We start from the raw sequence: 18,751 nt of genomic DNA, 5'->3' as shown, positions 1-18,751 counted from the left end.
TCTCCTTAAAGACCTTTGCGAAACTGGATGAAGCCGGGGCGTTCGGCAATGCGTTCGTACAATTGGATGGCCGTGGCGTTGGTCTCATGGGTAAGCCAGTGGACCTTGCAGCAGCCATCGGCCTTGGCGGTGGCGTAGACGAATTCGATCAGCTTGCGGCCTATGCCGGTGCCCCGTTGCGCGGGGTCCACCAGCAAGTCCTGCAGGTAGCAGGAGTTCTCGATGCTCCAGTTGGAGCGATGGTAGATGAAGTTGACCATGCCCACGGCGGTGCCGTCTTTCCATGCCAGGGCCGAGTGAGTTGGCTCGTTGGCGTTGATCAGGCGCTGCCAGGTGCTCTGGCTGACGGCATCCGGCAGTTCGGTGTTGTAGAAGCGTAGGTACGCCTGCCACAGCGCCAGCCAGGCAACCTGGTCGGTGGCGCTAACCTGGCGGATCTCGATCGGGCTCATGATGGGGCTCCTTAAGGAATGAGTTGGGCGAGGGTCTGGTCGCGCACGTCGGTGCTGGCGGCCAACCCTTCACGTACACCGGCGATATCCGCCGCGCTGCGGTTCTGGCTGAGTTTGCGTTTGCCTTCCAGGCGCTGGATCGGCAGGGCGAAGCCGACGATGGCCTTGAGCATGCCTTCAATGTACTCGGCTGGCGCATCAGTCACCTTCCACGGCTGGGCACGGCCAGATTCGTGACGGTCGGTCAGGGCGCTGACCAGGGTGAGCAAGCGCTGGGCATCGGTGAACACCTCAGCCTGGCCGTAAGCATGCACCGCCAGGTAATTCCAGGTGGGCACCACTTTGCCGTGCTCGGCCTTGGCCGGGTAAAACGCCGGGCTGACGTAGGCCTCGGCGCCGGCAAAAATCACCAGCGCCTCGCTGCCATTCTGCAGGTCCTGCCACTGCCGATTGGCCTTGGCCACGTGCCCGTACAGTGTGCCGCTAGGGCCTTCATCGGGGTTGAGCAGCAGCGGCAAGTGGCTGGCTTGCAGGCCATGTTCACCAAACGTCACCAACTGCGCCAAGCGTGTGTGTTGGATCAGTTGCTGCAATTGGGGCAAATCGTCGAGGGCGAAGGCACGGGGTGTGTACATGAAGATTTTCCTTGGCGAATGGCTGCATCCTAGGCAGGCTAATGGTTCGTTGTAAGAGCCATCTTTGGTCAATTTTATAGGTCCAATTTTTTGGAATGCCTGCTATGCCTCCGATAGAGCCCCCACTGTCGTTCAACCCTGCCGGCATTGAGCTGGACCGTCGCCAGGGCCTGACGCACCAGCTTTACCAGGCGTTGCGAATGCGGGTGCTGGATGGGCGGCTGGTCAGCGGAACCCGGCTACCGGCCAGCCGTGACCTGGCGATGGCGCTGTCGATCTCCCGCAACAGCGTGGTGCGCGCCTACGATCAGCTCTACGCCGAAGGCTTTATCGAAGGGCGGGTCGGCGACGGGACTTATGTGGCTCAATTGCCGCAAACCCCAGGGGCAGCCAAAAAACTATCCACAAAACCATCCACAGGGTTATCAACAGGCTTATCCCCAGCCTTATCCACAATTGCACCGAATTCACCTGGATTTTCATCCAGTGAAGTTATCCACAGTCCGGCGCTGGGACGGCTGGAAAACAACCATTTGCCCCTGCCACCCACCGGCCCGCCGCGGGCTTTTCGCGTCGGCGTACCGGCCTTCGATCTGTTCCCGTTTGACGTATGGGCCAAGCTGAGTGCGGCTTTCTGGCGCAAGCCAGACCTGCAGCAACTGTGTTATGGCGACCCGGCGGGGGATGAGCGACTGCGTGGGCTGATCGCGGCCTACCTGCGCAGTTCCAGGGGTATGCAATGCACGGCTGAGCAAATAGTGATCACCAGCGGCGCGCAACAGGCAATTAGCCTTTGTGCACAGCTGCTGGTGGCGCCTGGGGACACGGTGGCGATTGAAAATCCGGGCTATCGCGCGGCAGGTCACGCCTTCGCCATTGCCGGGGCAAAACTCCACGGCGTGGCGGTGGACAGTGACGGCATCGACTGCACTGCATTGAATGCACTCAGTGCTTGTCACCTGGCCTACGTCACACCGTCCCATCAGTACCCGATGGGGGTGGTCATGAGCCTGGCCCGGCGCCTGGAATTGCTGGCCTGGGCCGAGCGCAGCGGTGGCTGGATCGTCGAGGACGACTATGACGGCGAATACCGCTACAGCGGCGCGCCCCTGGCGCCGTTGGCGGCCTTGGACCGCAGCGGGCGAGTGCTCTACGTCGGTACCTTCGGCAAAGTAGCTTTCCCGGCTTTGCGCCTGGGTTACCTGGTGCTGCCACAAGGGTTGGTGAGCGCCTTCGCCCAACGCCGCGCCGTGGATGTGCGGCACTCGGAAGTCAGCACTCAGGCGGTAATGGCCGAGTTCATGGCGGCGGGGCATTTCCAGCGACACATCCGGCGCATGCGTCGCGCTGCCTTGAGCCGGCGCAACGCCTTGCTGGCCGGCTGGCCCGCCGATGTGCCAGGTGTGGGCAGCCTGCCCAACGTCATGGCAGGGCTGCACCTCACGGTACGAGTCGACAGCCTGGCCCGTGAGCATGAGCTGCTGGACCAGGCCCGTGCGGTGGATGTCGAGATCAATGGCTTGAGCAACTATTGGCTGCCCGACTCCAGCACTGCGCCTGATCAGCGCGCCGGGCTGGTGTTGGGTTTTGCTGCTGTGCCCGAGGCCGCCATCGCCGATGCGCTGGCACGGTTGCGCAAGGCATGGCAGACCCGATAACGCTCCGAGTGGTCAACCTTGAGGGAGTGTGGCTCAGGTCCCGGATTTGATCTTGGTCCAGGCGCGAGTCCTGGCGCGTTCGGCGTCACGGCCCAAGGGTTTCAAGGTGTACAGCGTGGCCATTGCTGCCTCGGTGGGGTACAGGTTGGGGTTGTTGCGGATCGCCGGGTCGACCAACTCGGTGGCATCCTTGTTGGGGTTGGGGTAGCCGACGAAGTCGCTGACGGGAGCAATCACCTGGGGTTGCAGCAGGTAGTTGATGAAGGTGTAGGCGTCCTGCGGGTTTTTCGAGCCTTTGGGAATGGCGAGCATGTCGAACCAGATCGGTGCGCCCTCCTTGGGCAGGCGCATGTCCACGGTCACGCCGTTCTTCGCCTCCTTGGCGCGGTTGGCGGCCTGGGAGAAGCTGCCGGAGTAGCCGACCGCCACGCAGATGTCACCGTTGGCGATGTCGGCCATGTACTTGGACGAGTGGAAGTAGGTGATGTAGGGGCGGATTTTTATCAGCAGCGCTTCGGCCTTGACGTAGTCCTTGGGGTTGCTGCTGTTGGGGTCCAGGCCCAGATGCTGCAAGGCCAGGGGCAAGATTTCCGACGGCGAATCCAGCAGGGCGACGCCGCACTGCTTGAGCTTGCTGATGTTCTCTTCCTTGAAGATCAGGTCCCAGCTGTCCACCGGCGCGTCGGTTCCCAGCGCGGCCTTGACCTTGTCCGGGTTGAAACCGATAAGGATGGTGCCGTACATGTAGGGTACGGCGAATTTGTTGCCGGGATCGTTGGCTTCGATCAGCTTCATCAGCTTGGGATCGAGGTGGTTCCAGTTGGGTAACTGGGCGCGGTCCAGGGGCTGGAACACCCCGGCCTCGATCTGCTTGGCCAGGAACACATTGGACGGTACCACCACGTCATAGCCGGAGTTGCCGGTCAAAAGCTTGGCTTCCAGGGCTTCATTGGTGTCGAAGATGTCGTAGACCAGCTTGATCGCAGGGTTCTGCGCCTTGAAGTCCTCCAGGGCCTTGGGGGTGATGTAGTCGAACCAGTTGTAGACCCGCAGGGTTTTCTCTTCGGCCTGGACAGTGCCCCCAAGGAGCGCAGCGCACAGGAGCAGATACTTGAGCGTGTTCATTGTGCAGATCCCTCGTGTTCAAAGCCTTCGAGTACGTTGACGGCATTGATGCCGATTTCTTCCACGGCGTAGCCGCCTTCCATCACGAACAGCGTCGGCTTGCCCAATTGGGCGATGCGTCGGCCCATCGCCAGGTAGTCCGGGCTGTCGAGCTTGAACTGGGAAATGGGGTCGTCCTTGAAGGTGTCCACGCCCAGGGAGACCACGATGATGTCAGCGCCGTAGCGGTCGATCTCCTGGCAGGCCTGCTCCAGGGCCGCGCTCCAACTGTCCCAGCCTGAACCTGCCGGCAGCGGATAGTTGACGTTGAAGCCTTCGCCAGCCCCTTCGCCCACCTCGTCGGCATAGCCCAGGAAAAATGGAAACTCCGCCTCCGGGTGGCCGTGGATCGAGGTAAACAGCACGTCGCTGCGCTCATAGAAAATTGATTGGGTGCCGTTGCCGTGGTGGTAATCCACATCGAGGATCGCGACCTTTTTGTGGCCTTGGTCGAGAAATGCCTGAGCGGCGATGGCGGCGTTGTTGAGGTAGCAATAGCCGCCCATCAAGTCGCCTGCGGCGTGGTGTCCCGGTGGACGGCACAGGGCAAAGGCGCTGCGGGCGCCTTGTTGGATGGCTTGTTGAGCCGTCAGCGCCACTTGGGCGGCGCTGTAGGCTGCTTGCCAGGTGCCGGCGGTGATCGGCGCGCCACCGTCGAAGCTGTAATAACCCAACTGGCCATGCAGGCTAGTGGGCAACACGCGGCGCAAGGTGCGGGCGGGCCAGGTGTAGGGCAGCAGGTCGCCGTCCTGGCCAAATTCGCTCCAGCGTTGCCAGGCACCTTTGAAGAAGTCCAGGTAGTCGCGGCTGTGGATGCGTTGTAGCGGTGCCAGGCCAAAGTCCTGGGGCGCCTGCACCGGGCCCAGTTCGCGATCCTTGACCCGTTGCAGTACGTGGTCGGCCCGGGAGGGCATTTCGAAGCAGGGCATCAATTGCCCGTCCATCAACTCGCAACGGCCGTGGTGCAGATGATGATCGTCTGAGTAGATCGTCAGCATATTGTTGTTCTCCAAAGGCTCACGGGTGTGCCTTGCAGTGTTGCGGCGTGCCGGGTTTTGGAGAACGGCAGGAGCGGCCAAAAGGGGATCAATATGGCCAATGTATGTGTCCGTTATTCGCCCCTCAATGAAGCAGCCGCGCCCACCCATGGCGCATCAAGGCCGAAACTGGCTCGGCGCGACTCCGCTCCAGCGCACAAAGGCATGCCGGAAGCTGGCGGTTTCGCTGAAACCCAGTTGCTCGGCGATCCGGTAGATCGGTAGTTCATCCTCTCCCAACAACTGTTTGGCCCGCTCGAAGCGTAGTTCGTCCAGCAGTTCCTGGTAGCTGCAGCCCAGGTCATGGAGATGGCGGCGCAAGGTGCGCGGCGAACAGTTCATCTGCTCGGCCAATCCATCAATGCCCGGTGCCGCGTTCAATTGTGCGGCGAGCAGCAGGCGCACCCGACCCAGCCAGGCCTGGCGCCCGGTGAACTCGGTGTTTTGCTTGCGGCAGCGCTCGGCCATGGCCCGGTGGGTGATGGCATCGGCCAGGGGCAACGGTTGATCAAGCCAGTGCCGGTCGAAGGCGAAGGCATTGGCGGTGGCTTCAAATTGCAATGGGCAGTCGAAGCTCTCGGCATAACGCGTCTTGTAGTCGGGGGCGCAGTGTTCGAACCGGGCGCCGAGCAAGGGCAGGGGCTGGCCAAGCAGATCGTCACAGATGACTTTCAGCGAGGCCAGGCAAAACTCGACATTGAACTCAGTCAGCGCCGGGTTCTCCCGATAATCGCTGGCAGTTAACCAAATCCGTTGGCCGTCTTCCTCCAGGCTCAACTCAAAAAGTGTTCCCAACAGCGCCGGGTAGCGCAGGGCCTGGCGCAAAGCGTCACCGAAGGTGGCACTGGTCAGTAGCGCATAGCCAAGCATGCCGTAGGACGACACATGCATGCGCTGGCCCAGTTCCAGGCCGATGTCACGGCGCAGGGCCACGGCATTGGCGCAGACGCGCATCTCTTGGTTGGTGGTGATGCGTGTGTCAGCACGGCTCAAGTCCGCGCCACAGATACCGCTGCCGGCCAGCAGCGCCTCGCTGGGTACGCCTTCGGCCTTGAAGGTATTGAGTACCAGTGATACGGCGTTGAGGGTGGTGAGGTGAGAGTGAAGCATGGAGGCTTCCAGCCAATGGTTGGCTGGAAGAGAGCAAGTTACATGCCGCAGCCGCTGACGATCAGTTCAGCTCGCCACACAGGTCCAGTTCCACCAGTCGGCGGATTTCGACGGATGCAAGCCCGGCACCGATCAATGCATTGAGCTTGCCGAACGCTGCTTCACGGGTCATTCCGCCGCCCGACAACACGCCAACGCCACGCAAGCTGCTGCCGGCCTCATACACATCCAACTCCACGCCACCTTCATGGCATTGGGTAATAGCCACGACCACGATGCCCTGATCCCGGGCCCGCTGGAGGCTGGCGAGAAACTCAGGGTTACCGCTTGGCCCGGTGCCGCTGCCAAAGCATTCCAGCACCAGTGCTTGAATGCCGCTGTTGATCAGGCCGTCGAGTTGCGCAGCGTCAATGCCGGGCACCAGGGGCAGCACGCCGACGCTGGCGAGTGCTTTATCGTGACGATAATTCAGGGCCAGGGGAATTGCATCGGCCTTGGCCACGCCGCTGTTGCGCTGCAAGGTGGCAAACGGATGCCGGCCAAAACTGCGAATTTTCGCGCAGCGGGTCGGGGCCAAAAGCTCGCCATGGAAGTACAGCTGAACACCCGGCGCCAGGCCGTTGCCCAGGGCAACCAGAGCACCACTGACGTTTTCCCAGGCATCGCTGTCGGGCACGCCGGCCGGCAACATGGAGCCGGTGAACAGCACCGGCGCCGGCAGGCCCAGCAGTTGGAAGCTCATGGCAGCCGCGCTGTAGGCCAGCGTGTCGGTGCCGTGCAGGATGAGCACGGCATCGTAGCCTTCATCCACCGCTTCGATCACGGCGATACGCAAACGCTGCCAGTAGGCGGGGGTCATGTTGGCGCTGTCGATTAGCGGCGACATTTCCCGCAAGCGCCAGGCGGGCATTTTGAGTTGAGGTTGGCTGGCGAGGTAGTCGCTCATCCGCGCTTCAAAACCGGAGGCAGGGACCAGGCCGTTGGCGCTGGCCTGCATGCCGATGGTGCCACCGGTGTAGAGCACCATGACGTTGTGTGAAGGGGTCATCGAAAAAATCTCCTGAACGAGTACACCGCGTGGCCCAGAGCATGCCCAAGGCCACGCGGCGTGTCACCCTTAGCGTTGCGCTTGGGCGACCGGTTCAGCGCTGGTCTGCGACGTTGGCGCAGGCTTCAGCGGGGTGGCTGGCCAGGCGTTCAAGTCCAGGTCCAGATCCGGGAACTGGCTGGAATCAAATACCGGGGTCTTGATGCCCGCAGCGCGTTGGTCGTCGTAGTCGCGCAGGATGCGCATGGCGATCTTGAACAGCAGCGCCAGGGCGATCAGGTTGACGAACGCCAGCATGGTCATGGTGATGTCGGCGAAGGCAAACACCGTGCTGAGGTTTTCAATAGAACCCCAGAAAATCAGCACCAGCACCAGGGCGCGATAGCCGATCAGTGCCTTGCGGTTTTCGCCGATCAAGAAGCGCAGGTTGCTCTCGCCCAAGTAGTAGTTGTACAGAATCGAGGTGAACACAAACAACGCCAGGGCTACCGAGATGAACATCCGGCCCCAGTCACCGACCACCGCCGCCAGGGAGTTCTGGGTCAGGGCAATGCCGTCACCTTCAAAGCCCGGCGTGTAGAAACCCGAGAGCAGGATCAGCAACGCAGTGCAGGTGCAGATGACGAAGGTGTCGAGGAACACGCTGAACGCTTGCACGACGCCTTGAGCCACCGGGTGCTCGACCGAGGCCACTGCGGCGACGTTGGGCGCACTGCCAAGGCCGGCTTCGTTGGCAAACACGCCGCGTTTCACACCCATGATGATGGCGCTGCCCACCAGGCCACCAAAAGCCTGGTCCAAGCCAAAGGCGCTCTTGACGATAGTCATCAGCATGGTCGGCACCTGGTCAAATTGCAGCACAATCACGTACACGGTCACGGCGATGTAGACCAGGGTCTTGATTGGTACCAGCAAGTCGGCAATCGATGCGATCCGCTTGATCCCACCGACGAACACCAGGCCCAGCAGCACCGCCAGGCCTAGGCCTGTGTAGGTGGTATCGAGGCCAAAGGCGTTGTTCAGCGAGTGGGTCACGGCATGGGCTTGCAGGCCGTTGAAGGCAAAACCGAAGGTCACCAGCAACAGGAACGCCATGACCATCCCCAGCCAGCGCTTGTGCAGGCCATGCTGGATGTAATAGGCCGGGCCGCCACGGTATTGGCCCTCGGAGTCGCAGCGCTTGTAGAGCTGGCCGAGAGAGCACTCGATAAAGCTTGAGGACATGCCCACCAGCGCGGTGACCCACATCCAGAACACGGCGCCGGGGCCGCCCAGGGTTACAGCGATACCGACGCCGGCGATGTTACCGGCACCCACTCGGCCGGCGAGGCTGAGCATCAGTGCCTGGAACGAGCTGAGTTGGCCAGCGCTGCTTTTCAGGCTGTTGCCAAACACCGAAAACATATGAAAAAAGTGACGCAGTTGAACGAAACGCGAGCGGATCGTGAAGTAACCACCGAGCCCGACAATGAGCACGATCAGTACTTTCCCTGAGAGGAAGTCGTTGATGACTTCAAGCATGGAGTATTCCTCGCTGATTTTTCTAATGGCAAACCCTGAACGGCGCGATTCGCCGCAATGCACCAGGCAGTGCACGACGGTTCGACCCCAATCCTTTTTGCGGGTTGTTATTCATGCGGCTTTCGCTCATCCCAGGGTCTTGTTACCGCCGACCACTGACGCGAAGAGGGGCGGCACTATACCTAGGCGAGCGCTATACGTCTGCACGGGGCGATTAAAGGTTTCAGCTACACGCTCTTATCAGGCAAAAAAAAGGGCCTGGAGAATGAATCTCCAAGCCCTCAAAAGGTGAGAGGTGTCTAGTCCCTCAACCTGGTGAGCGGTGCAGCAACGCTTAGGCCTTCAAGGGCACCAGGCGCGGGGCAATCATGTTTTCCGGGCGCAGGATGTCGTCGAGCATGGCGTCGTCGAGCAAGCCTTCTTCACGCACCAGTTCCAGCACGCCGCGGCCGCTTTCAAGGGCGATGCGGGCGATGCGGGTGGCGTTTTCATAGCCGATGTAAGGGTTCAGCGCGGTGACCAGGCCGATGGAGTGCTCCACCAGCTCACGGCAGCGGGCTTCGTTGGCGGTGATGCCGACGATGCAGTGCTCGCGCAGCATGTCCATGGCCCGTTGCAGCAGGCGGATCGAGTCGAAGATCTTGTAGGCGATCAGCGGCTCCATCACGTTCAGTTGCAGTTGGCCGCCTTCGGCCGCGATGGTCAGCGCCAGGTCGTTGCCGATAATCTGGAACGCCACTTGGTTGACCGCTTCCGGGATTACCGGGTTGACCTTGCCGGGCATGATCGAGCTGCCTGGCTGGCGTGCCGGCAGGTTGATCTCGTTGATCCCGGTGCGTGGGCCGCTGGACAGCAGGCGCAGGTCGTTGCAGATCTTCGACAGCTTCACCGCAGTACGCTTGAGCATGCCGGAGAACAGTACGAAGGCGCCCATGTCGGAGGTGGCTTCGATCAGGTCGGCAGCCGGTACCAGCGGTTGACCGCTGATGGTCGCCAGGCGCTGGACGGCCAGGGCCTGGTAACGTGGGTCGGCATTGATGCCGGTACCGATGGCGGTGCCGCCCAGGTTGACTTCGGTCAACAGCTCCGGCGCCATGGTTTTCAGGCGCGCCAGGTCTTCACCCAGGGTGGTGGCGAAGGCGCGGAATTCCTGGCCGAGGGTCATCGGCACGGCGTCTTGCAGTTGGGTGCGGCCCATCTTCAGGACGTGGTTGAACTCGACGCCCTTGGCGGCGAACGCCTGGATCAGGCTGTCGAGGCTGGCCAACAGTGCGTCGTGGCCCAGCAGCAGACCCAGGCGGATCGCGGTCGGGTAGGCGTCGTTGGTCGACTGCGCCATGTTCACGTCGTTATTGGGGTGCAGGTATTGGTATTCGCCCTTGCTGTGGCCCATGGCCTCCAGCGCGATGTTGGCGATGACTTCGTTGGCATTCATGTTGGTTGAAGTGCCAGCGCCGCCTTGAATCATGTCCACCACGAACTCTTCGTGGAAATCGCCGCGGATCAGACGGGCACAGGCTTCGCTGATGGCAGCGTGCTTGGCTTCGCTGAGCTGGCCCAACTCGCGGTTGGCGTCAGCGGCGGCCTGTTTGACCATCGCCAGACCGACCACCAATTTCGGGTAATGCGAAATCGGAACGCCAGAGAGACGGAAGTTATTCACCGCTCGCAGGGTCTGGATGCCGTAATACGCTTGAGCAGGTACTTCGAGTACGCCAAGCAGGTCTTTTTCGGTACGGAATGATGCAGCGGAGGACATGACGGAAATCATCTCAATATGGACCCGGGCTAGGCCGGAACGCTGTGAATGCTAGGCTTGCAGAAGATTTTGGGCCAATGCTATTAAGCACTGGCCTATGCATAAACGGCATAATGTCGGTGTGACCCGGCTATCATGTCGGACGTGTGAACCAAAATGGTGCGTGTCCGGGGAGGACGAGATGAATCTGGAAAGTAAATGGCTGGAAGACTTTAGCGCCCTGGCCGCCACCCACAGCTTCTCCCAGGCGGCAGAGCGGCGCTTCGTCACCCAGCCGGCGTTCAGTCGACGCATCCGCAGCCTGGAGGCGGCGCTGGGACTGACGTTGGTTAATCGCTCGCGCACGCCGGTTGAGCTGACAGCGGCGGGGCAGTTGTTTCTGGTGACGGCGCGTACCGTGGTCGAACAGCTGGGTGAAGTGCTGCGTCACCTGCATCACCTGGAAGGCGGGCAGGGCGAAGTCATGCAAGTGGCGGCGGCGCACTCACTGGCGCTGGGCTTCTTTCCGCGCTGGATCGCCCAGTTGCGCAACGAAGGCTTGAACATCGCGACGCGGCTGGTGGCCACCAACGTTGGCGACGCCGTACATGCACTGCGTGAGGGCGGATGCGATTTGATGCTGGCGTTCTACGACCCGGACGCCGCGATGCAGATGGATGCCGAAATCTTCCCGTCGCTGCACCTGGGCAACACCGAAATGCTCCCCATATGCGCCGCTGATGCTGACGGCAAGCCGCTGTTCGACCTGGAAGGCGAAGGCAGTGTGCCGCTGCTGGCCTACAGCGCGGGGGCGTTTCTCGGGCGCTCGGTGAATTTGCTACTGCGCCAGCGCGCGCTGCGATTCACCACCATTTATGAAACCGCCATGGCCGACAGCCTTAAAAGCATGGCCCTGGAAGGCCTGGGCATCGCCTGGGTGCCGCGCTTGAGCGTGCGTGCCGAACTGGCTCGGGGTGAGTTGGTAGTCTGCGGCGGTCCGCAATGGCATGTACCGCTGGAGATTCGCGTGTACCGCTGTGCGCTGGTGCGCAAGGCCAATGTGCGGTTGTTGTGGCGCAAGTTGGAAGGTGGCGTGGCGCAGAGCTCCCCGGCGGAGCTCGGTTAATGTGGGCGCTGGCTTGCCAGCGCCCACATTGATTTACGGTGTTTTCGCTGACCTTGGAGTCAATAAAACCACCGGTTCAGGGTGTAAGACAGATGGTCGTCCAAGGGGCTGTTTATCTACAGTATTACGGTATACTGCGCGGCCTTCGGCCGGTCCAACCGGCCCTAATTCGTACAACAAGCCACGCCGGATTTCCCGCGTGGCTTGTTTGTTTTTTGACGCGCCTGCGGGCGCCCAGAGAGAAGAGGCACGACGATGAGTGCATTGGTTGGCGTGATCATGGGCTCCAAGTCCGATTGGTCCACCCTTAGCCACACCGCCGATATGCTGGAAAAGCTCGGCATTCCTTATGAAGTGAAGGTGGTCTCCGCCCACCGCACGCCAGATTTGCTGTTCCAGTATGCCGATGAAGCAGAATCCCGTGGCATCGAGGTGATCATCGCCGGTGCAGGTGGCGCAGCTCACCTGCCGGGCATGTGCGCGGCCAAGACCCATCTGCCTGTACTCGGCGTGCCGGTGCAGTCGTCGATGCTCTCGGGCGTAGACTCGCTGTTGTCCATCGTGCAGATGCCGGCCGGTATTCCGGTGGCAACGCTTGCGATCGGTAAGGCTGGTGCGATCAACGCAGCCTTGCTGTCCGCCAGCATCCTGGGCGCCAAGCACCCGCAGTTTCACGTGGCACTGAAAAAATTCCGCGCTGAGCAGACAGACAACGTCCTGGACAATCCAGACCCACGCATCGCCTGAGGTTGTTGATTGATGAAAATCGGTGTAATCGGTGGCGGCCAACTGGGCCGCATGCTGGCCTTGGCGGGAACTCCGCTGGGGATGAACTTCGCTTTCCTTGATCCGGCGCCGGACGCTTGCGCGGCTGCCCTGGGTGAACACCTTCGGGCTGACTACAGCGACCCGGATCACCTGCGTCAGTTGGCCGAAGAAGTCGACCTGGTGACCTTCGAGTTCGAAAGCGTCCCAGCCGAAACCGTGGCCTTCCTGTCGCAGTTCGTCCCGGTGTACCCGAGCGCCGAAGCCTTGCGCATCGCTCGCGACCGCTGGTTCGAAAAGAGCATGTTCAAGGACCTCGGCATCCCGACACCGGCATTCGCCGATATCCAGTCCCAGGTGGATTTGGACGCCGCCGTCGCTGCCATCGGCCTGCCCGCCGTGCTGAAAACCCGCACCCTGGGTTATGACGGCAAGGGTCAGAAAGTCCTGCGCACCGCCGCCGATGTGGTCGGCACCTTTGCCGAGCTGGGCAGCGTCGCCTGTCTGCTGGAAGGCTTCGTGCCGTTCACCGGTGAAGTCTCGCTGATCGCCGTGCGTGCTCGCGATGGCGAAACCCGCTTCTACCCGCTGGTGCACAACACCCACGACAGCGGCATCCTCAAGCTGTCTGTGGTCAGCACCGACCACCCGCTGCAATCCCTGGCCGAAGACTATTCCAGCCGCGTATTGAAGCAGCTGGATTACGTCGGCGTGATGGCGTTCGAGTTCTTTGAAGTCGACGGCGGCCTCAAGGCCAACGAAATCGCCCCGCGGGTGCACAACTCCGGGCACTGGACCACCGAAGGCGCCGAGTGCAGCCAGTTCGAAAACCACCTGCGGGCGGTAGCGGGCTTGCCGTTGGGCTCGACGGCCAAGGTCGGCGAGAGCGCAATGCTCAACTTTATCGGTGTTGTCCCGCCTGTGGACAAGGTCATCGCCATTGATGACTGCCATCTGCACCACTACGGCAAGGCGTTCAAGGTCGGGCGCAAGGTCGGTCATGCCAACTTGCGTTGCGCGGATCGCGCGACCCTGGAGCAGCAGATCCTCAAGGTCGAGGCGCTGATCGCCGAGCAATAAGCCATGAGTTGGCGGGAACCATTGGTATCCGCCAGCCTCTGATTGCAGGATGCCAAAGTCTGACTAGGCTCTAGCTAAATTCATTCAGAGGGAAATGCCATGGGTATTATTGGAACCATTTTTATCGGTTTGATTGTCGGCCTGCTGGCACGTTTCCTGAAACCAGGTGACGACAGCATGGGCTGGATCATGACCATCCTGCTGGGTATCGCCGGCTCCCTGATTGCTACCTACGGTGGCCAGGCGCTGGGTATCTACCAGGCTGGCCAGGGCGCCGGCTTCTTCGGTGCGCTAGTAGGTGCCGTCGTGCTGCTGGTGATCTACGGTCTGCTGAAAAAGAAGTAATTCAGCGACCATGCCCTCTGCGCTGCGCAGGCGCAGAGGGCTAGAATGCCCGGCGACTTTCGTCCTTTCTTTTGCCGAGCCCCTCCATGCGCCGTCTTCTGTTGACTGTTCTTTTACTGGGCACTGGCCTGGCCCACGCTGGCGAGCTGCCGGAAACCGACTGGCTGGAACTGATGCCCAAGTCGGACCAGAAAGCCCTCGAACAAATGCCGGATATTGACCACGACTCCCCCGAAGCCAATGGCACCTTTACCGACAAGGGTGGCTTGAAGCAGAGCAAGGGTTTACCGGCGGTGATGTATTCCACCAAGACCGTGGCCGCGATGAACGGCAAGAACATCCGTATCGGCGGTTATCCGGTGCCGCTGGAAACCGACGGCAAGGGTCGCAGCACGCTGTTCTTCCTGGTGCCGTACCCAGGCGCGTGCATTCACGTACCGCCGCCACCGCCCAACCAATTGGTGCTGGTGCGTTATCCCAAGGGATTGACGCTCGATGACATCTATACACCGCTGTGGGTGACCGGCACGTTGACGGTGGAGACGGTCAACAATGACCTGGCTGATGCGGCTTATGCGCTGGATGCAGGGAAGGTGCGGGTGGTCAAGGAGTCGGACTTGTAGGCGCGATTTACAAGGCGATACTGGTGATGCTCACACCCAAGGTATGGCTCTCACCTGGTGCCAAGGTCGCCACGTCGTCCATCACATTCGCCGTCTCGATGCACAGCATGCGCTGCCAGCCGTCGTCGGCCATGTCGCTGAAGGCCTTGGCCCGTTCGGTCCACGGGTTCCAGATCACCGTTGAGCGCGAGCCGGTGCTGGTCAGCTGGATGCGACGCTGCCAGTCTGGGTCGACAATATTCAACTGCGCCGGTGTGTCGAGGTAGATGCGGTCGGTTTCGCCGGTAAAGTGCAGCAGGCCTGACTGTTTCGCGGTGTTCCAATCATTCGTGGTGTCGATGTAGTCCAGGCCGTCGAGGCCTTTGACCTGCACATTGCGCACATCGCTGACGGCGAAGTAACTGTGCAACGCCTGGCTGATGGTCACGCTGTCGGTGCCACGGTTATGGCTGGTCAGGCGGATATGCAGTTGATCATCCAGCAACAGGCTCATCTTTAGGTCGACCTGATGGGGCCAGCCTGGGAAACCACCTTCGGGCACCGGCAACACGAATTCCACTCGTAGCGCCTCGCCTTCGTTTTCGATGCCTGCCAATTCCCAGTCTACCGCTCGGACGAAGCCGTGAGCCCCTGCGGGCTCATCGCTGTGACGCATGGCCTGCACGCTTTGCGGGTTACGGTCAAAGATGCCGAACCACGGCCAGCACACCGGCACGCCGGTACGGATGCCTTTGCCTGTCTTGAATACTGCTTCATCGTTAGGCCAGATCACCGGCTGCTCGCCCTGTCGCTGGTAACTGAAGATATGCGCGCCCTGCTGGGCCACCATCAATTCGGCGCCGTTGTGACGAATGCGCCAGCAATCCAGTTCGTCGATTTTCACGGTTTCAACGTGGGGCGTAGGCATACAAAGCACTCTTAATGGCAGGCAATGGGCAATGGACCGTCAAAACGCAGTGATGTTTAACGCGCCCGCGACGGAACCGACCGGGTGCGGCCGCTGCCATCAATGGCAACGAACACAAATACCGCCTCGGTGACCTTGCGCCATTCGCTGGAGAGCGGGTCATCGCTCCACACTTCGACCATCATCTTGATCGAGCTGCGGCCGATTTCCAGGGCCTGGGTGTAGAAGGACAGCTGTGCGCCGACCGCCACCGGGACCAGGAAAGCCATGCGATCAATCGCCACGGTCGCCACGCGTCCGCCTGCGATCTTGCTGGCCATTGCCGTGCCGGCCAGGTCCATTTGGGCTACCAGCCAACCGCCGAAGATATCGCCGAAACCGTTGGTTTCACGTGGCAGGGCGGTGATTTGCAAAGCGAGATCGCCTTGCGGGATAGGATCTTCTTGTTCGAGTTCGATCATGCCGGGGGTGCCTCTGACCCGTGACGCTTTTATGGGTATTTCAAGTGGATAGCCGACTGTTGGAAAAACGTTTCAGCACAAACATACTCCGTTCGATACGTTTCTCGTAAGGCGTACTAAAGGGAAACTCTGCCAAACCGGCTGGGGGCACCCAACGGCGTTTTGGCACAGCAGCCCCTCAAGGATGCGGGTTGCGCGCTTGCAAGGGCCGAGTATATCGACACGTCGTCGCCACGACGACCTCCAGAGGCTCATTTGGTCGGCAAATAGCAGCTGTAATGGGGCTTTTTCCGGCAACTGTGCTCGTACTCTTTTCCTGCCACCGGCGAAAACGACGCAGGCGCGGGATTATTTCGGACATTTGAATGGTTGAACGGGTCAGCGCTGTGCTTTTTCAAGCGATTTGCTATCTTGCCGAACCCGCCCTGGCTCAGCCAGCGTTGCCGGGCTTGCCGTTCTGACTAATAAGAGAAGCCTTGCCATGTCCTCCGTGCCCGCAAGCAGTGCGCCAACGTCGCGCCCGCTGACCCGCAACGACTACAAAACCCTGTCGCTGTCTGCCTTGGGCGGGGCGCTGGAGTTTTACGACTTCATCATCTTCGTGTTTTTCGCCACCGTGGTCGGGAAACTGTTCTTCCCACCAGACATGCCCGAATGGCTGCGACTGATGCAGACCTTCGGCATCTTCGCCGCCGGTTACCTGGCGCGGCCGTTGGGCGGCATCATCATGGCCCACTTCGGCGACCTGCTGGGTCGCAAGAAGATGTTCACCCTGAGCATTTTCATGATGGCCGTACCCACTCTGATCATGGGCCTGCTGCCGACCTACGCGCAGATCGGCCTGTGGGCCCCCGTTCTGTTGCTGCTGATGCGCGTTATCCAGGGCGCGGCGATTGGCGGTGAAGTGCCGGGTGCGTGGGTGTTCGTCTCCGAACACGTCCCGCCACGGCATATCGGTTATGCCTGCGGCACCCTGACCAGTGGCCTGACCGCCGGCATCCTCTTGGGCTCCCTGGTGGCCACCGCCATCAACACCCTCTACACCCCGGAGCAAGTCTCCGATTACGCCTGGCGGATCCCGTTCCTGCTGGGCGGTGTGTTCGGCCTGTTCTCGGTGTACCTGCGTCGCTGGCTGCACGAAACACCGATCTTCGCCGAAATGCAGCAACGCAAGACATTGGCGGCTGAATTACCGTTGCGCGCTGTGTTGCGTGACCACCGTGGCGCCATCGTGCTGTCGATGCTGCTGACCTGGCTGCTGTCCGCCGGCATCGTCGTGGTGATCCTGATGACGCCAACCGTGCTGCAGACCATCTACCACTTCAGCCCGACCGTATCGCTGCAAGCCAACAGCCTGGCGATCGTCACCCTGAGCCTAGGCTGCATCCTCTCTGGCGCCCTGGCGGACCGTTTTGGTGCCGGCCGCGTGCTGATCGCCGGTTGCGCACTGTTGCTGGCAACGTCCTGGACCCTCTACCACAGCCTGCTTAATCACCCGGACTGGCTGTTCCCGCTGTACACCCTGACCGGCCTGTTTGTCGGCGTGGTCGGCGTGGTGCCTTACGTGATGGTCAAGGCCTTCCCGCCGGTGGTGCGCTTCAGCGGTTTGTCGTTCTCCTACAATGTGGCCTACGCAGTATTTGGTGGCCTGACGCCGTTGGCGGTGTCGTTGCTGATGAAGGAAAGTCCGATGGGCCCGGCTTACTACGTCGCCGTCATTTGTGTGATGGGGATGTTGGTGGGTGGATACCTGTGGAAAAAAGGGCGCTAAACATCCCTTGAAGGCTGCTACATAACCCTGTGGCGAGGGGGCTTGCCCCCGTTGGGCTGCGCAGCAGCCCCAAAGCCAGCCGCCTCGTCCTTCCCTATCAGTTTTTGCGTCCAATGCTGGCCTTTCATCTAATTGTCATATTCCAGACATAGAGTGTTCACACGGCCTGCCGATACTTGGCCCCGATCCAACTATCCCTATCTGCTAGGAGTAAGGCATGAAACTGAAGCGTTTGATGGCGGCAATGACTTTTGTCGCTGCTGGCGTTGCGACTGCCCACGCGGTGGCCGCTGGTGTTGACCCTGCAATCAAGTCCTACACCAAGACCACTGGTGTGTCGGGCAACTTGTCCAGCGTTGGTTCCGATACCCTGGCTAACCTGATGACCCTGTGGGCCGAGTCCTATAAAAAGGAATACCCGAACGTCAACATCCAGATTCAAGCCGCTGGGTCGTCCACAGCGCCACCAGCGCTGACTGAAGGCACCGCTAACCTGGGCCCGATGAGCCGCAAGATGAAGGACAACGAGCTGCAGGCCTTCGAACAGAAGCACGGCTACAAGCCAACCGCCATCCCGGTGGCTGTGGATGCCCTGGCTGTGTTCGTGCACAAGGACAACCCGATCCAGCACCTGACCATGGAGCAAGTCGACGCAGTCTTCTCCGCGACTCGTCTGTGCGGCGGCAAAGCTGACGTTAAAACCTGGGGCGACCTGGGCGTGACCGGTGACCTGGCCAACAAGCCAGTGCAACTGTTCGGTCGTAACTCGGTATCTGGCACCTACGGCTACTTCAAGGAAGAAGCCCTGTGTAAAGGTGACTACAAGCCAAACGTCAACGAACAACCAGGCTCGGCTTCGGTCGTGCAGTCCATCAGCTCTTCGCTGAACGGCATCGGTTACTCGGGCATCGGCTACAAGACCGCCAGCGTGAAGACCGTGGCCCTGGCCAAGAAAGGCAGCGATAAGTTTGTCGAAGACACCGAAGAAAACGCCCTGAACGGCAGCTACCCGCTGTCGCGTTTCCTCTACGTTTACGTCAACAAAGCCCCGAACAAGCCTCTGGCCCCGCTGGAAGCTGAGTTCGTGAAGCTGGTTCTGTCCAAACAGGGCCAGGAAGTTGTAGTGAAAGACGGCTACATCCCACTGCCAGCCAAAGTTGCCGCCAAGGCACTGGCTGACCTGGGTCTGACAGAAGGCGGCCAATAAGCCTCCAGTAAAACTGCCTTGAGCCTGGACGATGTCTCGGCTCAAGGCCCGGGCGGGGTCTGTAATACCTGGACTCCGCCTCCAATTTTTCGGTCCGCTGCCA

18 protein-coding genes are annotated in these 18,751 nt (G+C 60.9%); 8 read left to right on the top strand and 10 right to left on the bottom strand.

Annotated elements, in window-relative coordinates; genetic code table 11:
• Positions 1-5 precede the first annotated feature (5 nt).
• Together ACZRJ6_RS08475 and ACZRJ6_RS08470 are read right to left on the bottom strand one after the other, a co-directional pair.
• Complete coding sequence (locus ACZRJ6_RS08475) at positions 6-452, bottom strand: N-acetyltransferase family protein (RefSeq protein ID WP_463967566.1); 447 nt, start codon at positions 450-452, stop codon at positions 6-8.
• A gap of 11 nt (positions 453-463) precedes the next feature.
• A complete protein-coding gene (locus tag ACZRJ6_RS08470) occupies positions 464-1,087 on the bottom strand; it encodes an FMN-binding negative transcriptional regulator (protein WP_463967567.1) in 624 nt (207 codons plus the stop codon).
• 104 nt (positions 1,088-1,191) lie between these two features.
• Here ACZRJ6_RS08470 and pdxR point away from each other — a divergent pair, with 104 nt between their 5' ends.
• A complete protein-coding gene (gene pdxR, locus ACZRJ6_RS08465) occupies positions 1,192-2,745 on the top strand; it encodes a MocR-like pyridoxine biosynthesis transcription factor PdxR (RefSeq protein WP_463967568.1) in 1,554 nt (517 codons plus the stop codon).
• A 33-nt stretch (positions 2,746-2,778) separates the two neighbouring features.
• Here the strand turns inward: pdxR and ACZRJ6_RS08460 are convergent, their stop codons facing one another.
• From ACZRJ6_RS08460 to aspA, 6 genes are all read right to left on the bottom strand, one after another.
• Complete coding sequence (locus ACZRJ6_RS08460) at positions 2,779-3,870, bottom strand: polyamine ABC transporter substrate-binding protein (protein WP_463967569.1); 1,092 nt, start codon at positions 3,868-3,870, stop codon at positions 2,779-2,781.
• A complete protein-coding gene (locus ACZRJ6_RS08455) occupies positions 3,867-4,907 on the bottom strand; it encodes a histone deacetylase family protein (RefSeq protein WP_463967570.1) in 1,041 nt (346 codons plus the stop codon). Before ACZRJ6_RS08455 ends, ACZRJ6_RS08460 begins: the two co-directional genes overlap by 4 nt.
• Positions 4,908-5,063: 156 nt before the next feature.
• Complete coding sequence (locus tag ACZRJ6_RS08450; protein ID WP_463967571.1) at positions 5,064-6,056, bottom strand: AraC family transcriptional regulator; 993 nt, start codon at positions 6,054-6,056, stop codon at positions 5,064-5,066.
• Positions 6,057-6,117: 61 nt separating this feature from the next.
• Positions 6,118-7,104 carry an asparaginase gene (locus tag ACZRJ6_RS08445; protein ID WP_463967572.1) on the bottom strand — a complete coding sequence of 329 codons (987 nt, stop codon included), beginning with the start codon at positions 7,102-7,104 and terminating at the stop codon, positions 6,118-6,120.
• A gap of 69 nt (positions 7,105-7,173) precedes the next feature.
• Positions 7,174-8,625, bottom strand: coding sequence for an alanine/glycine:cation symporter family protein (locus ACZRJ6_RS08440; RefSeq protein WP_463967573.1), 1,452 nt, complete (start codon positions 8,623-8,625; stop codon positions 7,174-7,176).
• A 334-nt stretch (positions 8,626-8,959) separates the two neighbouring features.
• Positions 8,960-10,384, bottom strand: coding sequence for an aspartate ammonia-lyase (gene aspA / locus ACZRJ6_RS08435; protein WP_133100705.1), 1,425 nt, complete (start codon positions 10,382-10,384; stop codon positions 8,960-8,962).
• Between the two features lie 181 nt (positions 10,385-10,565).
• On the opposite strand from aspA, the gene ACZRJ6_RS08430 reads away from it, so the two are divergent.
• The 5 genes from ACZRJ6_RS08430 (at position 10,566) to ACZRJ6_RS08410 (ending at position 14,302) form a co-directional block, all read left to right on the top strand.
• Positions 10,566-11,489, top strand: coding sequence for a LysR substrate-binding domain-containing protein (locus ACZRJ6_RS08430; protein WP_463967574.1), 924 nt, complete (start codon positions 10,566-10,568; stop codon positions 11,487-11,489).
• 255 nt (positions 11,490-11,744) lie between these two features.
• A complete protein-coding gene (gene purE, locus ACZRJ6_RS08425; protein ID WP_149412540.1) occupies positions 11,745-12,236 on the top strand; it encodes a 5-(carboxyamino)imidazole ribonucleotide mutase in 492 nt (163 codons plus the stop codon).
• Positions 12,237-12,248: 12 nt separating this feature from the next.
• Complete coding sequence (locus tag ACZRJ6_RS08420) at positions 12,249-13,334, top strand: 5-(carboxyamino)imidazole ribonucleotide synthase (RefSeq protein WP_463967575.1); 1,086 nt, start codon at positions 12,249-12,251, stop codon at positions 13,332-13,334.
• A gap of 99 nt (positions 13,335-13,433) precedes the next feature.
• On the top strand, positions 13,434-13,679 hold the full coding sequence (locus ACZRJ6_RS08415) for a GlsB/YeaQ/YmgE family stress response membrane protein (protein WP_463967576.1): 246 nt from the start codon (positions 13,434-13,436) through the stop codon (positions 13,677-13,679).
• Positions 13,680-13,765: 86 nt separating this feature from the next.
• Positions 13,766-14,302, top strand: a complete 537-nt coding sequence (locus tag ACZRJ6_RS08410) for a DUF3299 domain-containing protein (protein ID WP_463967577.1) — start codon at positions 13,766-13,768, stop codon at positions 14,300-14,302.
• 7 nt (positions 14,303-14,309) lie between these two features.
• Here the strand turns inward: ACZRJ6_RS08410 and ACZRJ6_RS08405 are convergent, their stop codons facing one another.
• Both ACZRJ6_RS08405 and ACZRJ6_RS08400 read right to left on the bottom strand, forming a co-directional pair.
• The gene (locus ACZRJ6_RS08405) at positions 14,310-15,209 is read right to left on the bottom strand and encodes a D-hexose-6-phosphate mutarotase (RefSeq protein WP_463967578.1); all 900 of its coding nucleotides are present in this window, start codon (positions 15,207-15,209) and stop codon (positions 14,310-14,312) included.
• Between the two features lie 56 nt (positions 15,210-15,265).
• Positions 15,266-15,670 (bottom strand): acyl-CoA thioesterase, encoded by a 405-nt coding sequence (locus ACZRJ6_RS08400; RefSeq protein WP_149412545.1) that lies wholly within the window; start codon positions 15,668-15,670, stop codon positions 15,266-15,268.
• A gap of 481 nt (positions 15,671-16,151) precedes the next feature.
• On the opposite strand from ACZRJ6_RS08400, the gene ACZRJ6_RS08395 reads away from it, so the two are divergent.
• On the top strand, positions 16,152-17,441 hold the full coding sequence (locus tag ACZRJ6_RS08395; protein WP_149412546.1) for an MFS transporter: 1,290 nt from the start codon (positions 16,152-16,154) through the stop codon (positions 17,439-17,441).
• 217 nt (positions 17,442-17,658) lie between these two features.
• Entirely contained in the window at positions 17,659-18,648 is a 990-nt protein-coding gene (locus tag ACZRJ6_RS08390; protein ID WP_463967579.1) for a phosphate ABC transporter substrate-binding protein PstS, read from the top strand.
• Positions 18,649-18,751: the final 103 nt, after the last annotated feature.

Source organism: Pseudomonas sp. C321 (genome assembly GCF_055407105.1).
This window is presented reverse-complemented; position numbering and strand designations above follow the sequence as displayed.

Excerpts from the sequence above, each read along its gene's own strand:
- ACZRJ6_RS08460 (WP_463967569.1), bottom strand. The coding sequence starts at position 3,870 with ATGAACACGCTCAAGTATCTGCTCCTGTGCGCTGCGCTCCTTGGGGGC.
- pdxR (WP_463967568.1), top strand. The coding sequence starts at position 1,192 with ATGCCTCCGATAGAGCCCCCACTGTCGTTCAACCCTGCCGGCATTGAG.
- ACZRJ6_RS08400 (WP_149412545.1), bottom strand. The coding sequence starts at position 15,670 with ATGATCGAACTCGAACAAGAAGATCCTATCCCGCAAGGCGATCTCGCT.
- ACZRJ6_RS08450 (WP_463967571.1), bottom strand. The coding sequence starts at position 6,056 with ATGCTTCACTCTCACCTCACCACCCTCAACGCCGTATCACTGGTACTC.
- ACZRJ6_RS08390 (WP_463967579.1), top strand. The coding sequence starts at position 17,659 with ATGAAACTGAAGCGTTTGATGGCGGCAATGACTTTTGTCGCTGCTGGC.
- ACZRJ6_RS08420 (WP_463967575.1), top strand. The coding sequence starts at position 12,249 with ATGAAAATCGGTGTAATCGGTGGCGGCCAACTGGGCCGCATGCTGGCC.
- ACZRJ6_RS08405 (WP_463967578.1), bottom strand. The coding sequence starts at position 15,209 with ATGCCTACGCCCCACGTTGAAACCGTGAAAATCGACGAACTGGATTGC.
- ACZRJ6_RS08410 (WP_463967577.1), top strand. The coding sequence starts at position 13,766 with ATGCGCCGTCTTCTGTTGACTGTTCTTTTACTGGGCACTGGCCTGGCC.
- purE (WP_149412540.1), top strand. The coding sequence starts at position 11,745 with ATGAGTGCATTGGTTGGCGTGATCATGGGCTCCAAGTCCGATTGGTCC.
- ACZRJ6_RS08445 (WP_463967572.1), bottom strand. The coding sequence starts at position 7,104 with ATGACCCCTTCACACAACGTCATGGTGCTCTACACCGGTGGCACCATC.
- ACZRJ6_RS08430 (WP_463967574.1), top strand. The coding sequence starts at position 10,566 with ATGAATCTGGAAAGTAAATGGCTGGAAGACTTTAGCGCCCTGGCCGCC.
- ACZRJ6_RS08470 (WP_463967567.1), bottom strand. The coding sequence starts at position 1,087 with ATGTACACACCCCGTGCCTTCGCCCTCGACGATTTGCCCCAATTGCAG.
- ACZRJ6_RS08440 (WP_463967573.1), bottom strand. The coding sequence starts at position 8,625 with ATGCTTGAAGTCATCAACGACTTCCTCTCAGGGAAAGTACTGATCGTG.
- aspA (WP_133100705.1), bottom strand. The coding sequence starts at position 10,384 with ATGTCCTCCGCTGCATCATTCCGTACCGAAAAAGACCTGCTTGGCGTA.
- ACZRJ6_RS08475 (WP_463967566.1), bottom strand. The coding sequence starts at position 452 with ATGAGCCCGATCGAGATCCGCCAGGTTAGCGCCACCGACCAGGTTGCC.
- ACZRJ6_RS08415 (WP_463967576.1), top strand. The coding sequence starts at position 13,434 with ATGGGTATTATTGGAACCATTTTTATCGGTTTGATTGTCGGCCTGCTG.
- ACZRJ6_RS08395 (WP_149412546.1), top strand. The coding sequence starts at position 16,152 with ATGTCCTCCGTGCCCGCAAGCAGTGCGCCAACGTCGCGCCCGCTGACC.
- ACZRJ6_RS08455 (WP_463967570.1), bottom strand. The coding sequence starts at position 4,907 with ATGCTGACGATCTACTCAGACGATCATCATCTGCACCACGGCCGTTGC.